This window comes from Bacteroidales bacterium, from assembly GCA_018334875.1.
Lineage (GTDB): Bacteria > Bacteroidota > Bacteroidia > Bacteroidales > UBA12077 > JAGXLC01.
This window is the reverse complement of sequence record JAGXLC010000383.1, coordinates 1-3,836: the sequence shown is the minus strand read 5'-3', so window position 1 is coordinate 3,836 and position 3,836 is coordinate 1. Positions and strand designations below refer to the sequence as shown.

3 protein-coding genes are annotated in these 3,836 nt (G+C 43.1%); 1 reads left to right on the top strand and 2 read right to left on the bottom strand.

The window, feature by feature from the left end:
• On the bottom strand, positions 1 to 563 hold a 563-nt coding region (locus KGY70_18465), incomplete at its 3' end, for a phosphoadenylyl-sulfate reductase (GenBank protein MBS3777186.1).
• 306 nt (positions 564 to 869) lie between these two features.
• Here KGY70_18465 and cysC point away from each other — a divergent pair.
• Positions 870 to 2,753, top strand: coding sequence for an adenylyl-sulfate kinase (cysC, locus tag KGY70_18460; protein ID MBS3777185.1), 1,884 nt, complete (start codon positions 870 to 872; stop codon positions 2,751 to 2,753).
• A gap of 231 nt (positions 2,754 to 2,984) precedes the next feature.
• Here the strand turns inward: cysC and KGY70_18455 are convergent, their stop codons facing one another.
• Positions 2,985 to 3,419 carry an NUDIX hydrolase gene (locus KGY70_18455; GenBank protein MBS3777184.1) on the bottom strand — a complete coding sequence of 145 codons (435 nt, stop codon included), beginning with the start codon at positions 3,417 to 3,419 and terminating at the stop codon, positions 2,985 to 2,987.
• Positions 3,420 to 3,836 lie beyond the last annotated feature (417 nt).

The following is a 3,836-nucleotide window of genomic DNA, read 5'->3' as shown; positions in this document are numbered from 1 at the left end:
GGCACTCCATTCCCTTTGATGTAATTCCATACATCTTTCTCGGACCAGTTATAAAGCGGATTCACCTTGATCATCTCGTTTTGCGCATCCCATTCTATGGGCTGCAGATTGGTCCTGGTAACCGATTGGGCCCTCCTCAATCCGGTAATCCAGACCTTCATTCCTTCCGTTGCCCTTCTCAGGGGCTCAATTTTCCGGATGTGGCAGCACAACTTACGGTTTTCAATACTGTCGTAAAACAAGTTGATGCCCCTTTCCTTCACCATCTTCTGCACCCGCTTATAATCGGGAAAATAAACATCCATCTTGATGCCATAATGCTTGTTGGTTTTATCGATCAAGGTGTAGGTTTCCGGAAATAACCTTCCGGTATCAAGGGTGATGATGTAGGCATCTTTATGCCTGGAAGCGATCATATCTGTTAATACCTGATCTTCGGCACCTAAGCTGGTGGCAAAAACCGTATCTGTTTTGTATTGCTCCAGGATATAATTGACAATCTCCTGGGCAGAAGCTTCCTCAAGCAGCTTGTTGATCTCCTGTACTTTTTCTTGATTCACCATTTTTAATTCTTTTAGTTAACATCGGTTTAATTTAAGAACAGCGTAACAAAGATATAATTATATATTTTTTTTCCAACAATTTAATGTTGAAACTTTCATTATTTTGAATACAATTGATTTCAGATGTTTACAATTATCATTCTAAATTATCTCTTTTGGAACTGGAAAATTCCGTTTTGACATGATTATTTAGAATAACTCTGTTTTATTGTATGATTAAAGAGAAATTATGTATCTTTGAGCACTTTCAGAGAAATTGTAAAATTATACATATATTCCATGTCAAACCATAAAAACCGACAACAGATGACGAACAGTCTTTTACCTCCTCACGGGGGGTGTGGTTTAATAAACCGGATCATCCCCGAACTGGAAAGGGAAAATCTTGCCCATAGGGCAAAAAACTACAATGTATATAAGATCAGTGATGCTGATCTTTCTGTTTTTTACAGAATGGCTGACGGGGCTTTATCTCCGCTTACCGGCCCCATGAACAGCGATGAATTCCATCAGGTTCTGGATGAAGAAGCAATTGAAAGGAACGGAAAAAAATACGCGTGGAGCATTCCTCTGGGTTTCCCGATTCATAAGGCAGATGCGAATAAACTGAGTAAAGGGGAAACGGTGAGGGTGGAAAATGAGAAGGGTGAATTTGTGGGAACCCTGGAGATAACCGATATTTATCCATTTGATAAAGAAAAATATAACAATACGGTTTACGGAACCAATCGCAACGACCATCCGGGCGCCCGTATTTTCAATGAAGATCCGAGGGATTATCTTCTCGGAGGCCTTATATGGGCTTTCCCGCAACCCCAAAATCCCAGTTTTGGTCAATATATGCTTAATCCTGAAGAAACCCGGAATCTTTTTCGCGAAAGGGGTTGGGAAAGGATTGTTGCTTTCCAGACACGCAATGCCCTCCATCGTGCCCATGAATATGCCATGGTTTATGCAGCGGAACAGCTTACCCGCCAGGGATACTTTACCGGCACTGTGTTGAACCCGCTCGTAGGGGCCACCAAATCAGATGATATTCCGGCCGATGTGCGCATGCGTACCTATGAAGCCCTTATTGAAGGCCGGTGGATCGGATATGGCGATAAAGATGAAGAACTGTGGCAGAATAGAGGCTACGACCTTGATGATGAGATGCTGATGATTGGTCTTGATATGAAGATGTTTTATGCCGGTCCGAAAGAAGCGGTAATGCATTCCATTTACCGGCAAAATTACGGCTTCACCAACATTGTGATCGGCCGGAAGCATGCCGATGCCCCCTTTGACGACGGAACACCCATCTGGGGAGATTTCGATGCCCACCATAAGTTCGATGAGTTGAATGGCAAGCTGGAGATCGAACCTGTAAAAGTGGGATTTGCAGCCTTCTTCAAAGAATTAAACAGGGTAGGCCTGATCAGTGAATTCCAGCCCAAAGGCTATCAGTCGGTCTCCATTAGCGGAAAAGAAGTGAGGAATAAGCTGAAGAAAGGTGAAGATGTGGACGAACGGATACTCAGAAAGCCAGTGGGCGATATACTGAAAGCCTACCTGACCTCAAAGGATGAAGAAGGAAACGCATCGGAAAAGAAGAAGAGCACCAACGTGGTGTGGCACGATACGGTGATCACCAAGGAGGCGCGGGAGAAGAAGAACGGCCACAAAGGGGTGGTGCTTTGGCTGACCGGATTATCCGGGTGCGGAAAGTCCACCGTTGCCACAGAACTGGAGAAGACGCTCTTTGAAATGGGCACCAACGTGTTCATCCTGGACGGCGACAACGTACGCCACGGGCTGAACGGTGATCTCGGCTTCTCACCCGAAGACCGTGAGGAGAACATTCGCAGGATAGGGGAGGTGGCCCATCTGTTTGCCGAAGCAGGTGTGATTGCCATCACTTCGTTCATTTCACCCTACCGTAAAGACCGGGACAGGGCCCGAAACCTGAATGAAAAGGGCGACTTTATTGAAGTACATGTTACGGCTCCTCTTTCCATCTGTGAGGAAAGAGATCCAAAAGGACTGTATAAGAAAGCAAGAAACGGCACAATCCCTGAATTTACAGGAATCTCTGCTCCGTATGAAGAGCCGGAAAATCCCGAAATTACCATCGAAACGGATAAACTGAATGTTCAGGAATCGGTGGACAAGATTATCGGTTATTTTAAAGAGAAAGGGATTTTGTTCTGAAATATCTACATTCTATACAAACGTTTATCTCAAGATTCTATAATTTATACATAAAGCATCAATTACCAAATCACAAATCACAAACAAATTCCAATAATCAATACTAAATGATCTAAACACTCCGGGTTAAGGCCTTTATGACTGTAGCCCGGGGTGTTTTGAAATTCGATAATTGAAGTTTGAGTATTATTTGTTATTTGGAAATTGATAATTGGTGCTTTTTTATCTTCCTTATATCTCCAGTTTTCTTCGTGCCATTTCAATAATCTCATCATGATCAAAAGCCAGGGGAGGCAGGTCGTTGATCTCAAACCAATCCACATTTCTGGCATCCGAACCGGCTATGGCCGTTGTTTTCTCAGAATCCACAAAGCCATAATATACGATGGAGATCGTTCTTCCCCGCGGATCTCTTCCCGGTTTGCCAAACGCACGGAATTGCCGGAGTTCTATGTCAGAGATATCGGTTTCCTCCTTTAATTCCCGGTAAGCGGCTTCATCCAGATCTTCATCAATTTCCACAAAACCCCCGGGCAAAGCCCAGGATTTTTCAAACGGAGGTTTGTCTCTCTGGATCAACATCAGCCAAACCTGTTCATTTTCTTTCGATAACACCAGGCAGTCAACTGTTACTGCCGGTCTTGGATATTCATACGTGTAGCTCATGATCAATTGTTTTTGTTATAATTGTAATCGGTAGAGATATTTTCCCAATTTTATCCTTGCCCCACATGCTGAATGTAAATTTCCTCTTCTTAGCCTCATTTTAACAAGTTGGCAATGTAACAATTTTACCATATACAACCGTACCTACAAATACCTTACTGTTAATTTTCTGACCTTAGCCTTAGCCTCAGCCTTAGCCTCAATTCAACAATGTAACCATTTAGCAATTCAATCAACCGCCCGTAGCCGCTCTGTTCTTAGCCTTAGCCTTAGCCTCAGCCTTAATTCAACAATGTAACAATTTTACCATATACAACCGTACCTACAAATACCTTACTGTTAATTTTCTGACCTTAGCCTTAGCCTCAGCCTTAGCCTCAATTCAACAATGTAACCATTTAGCAATTCAATCAACCG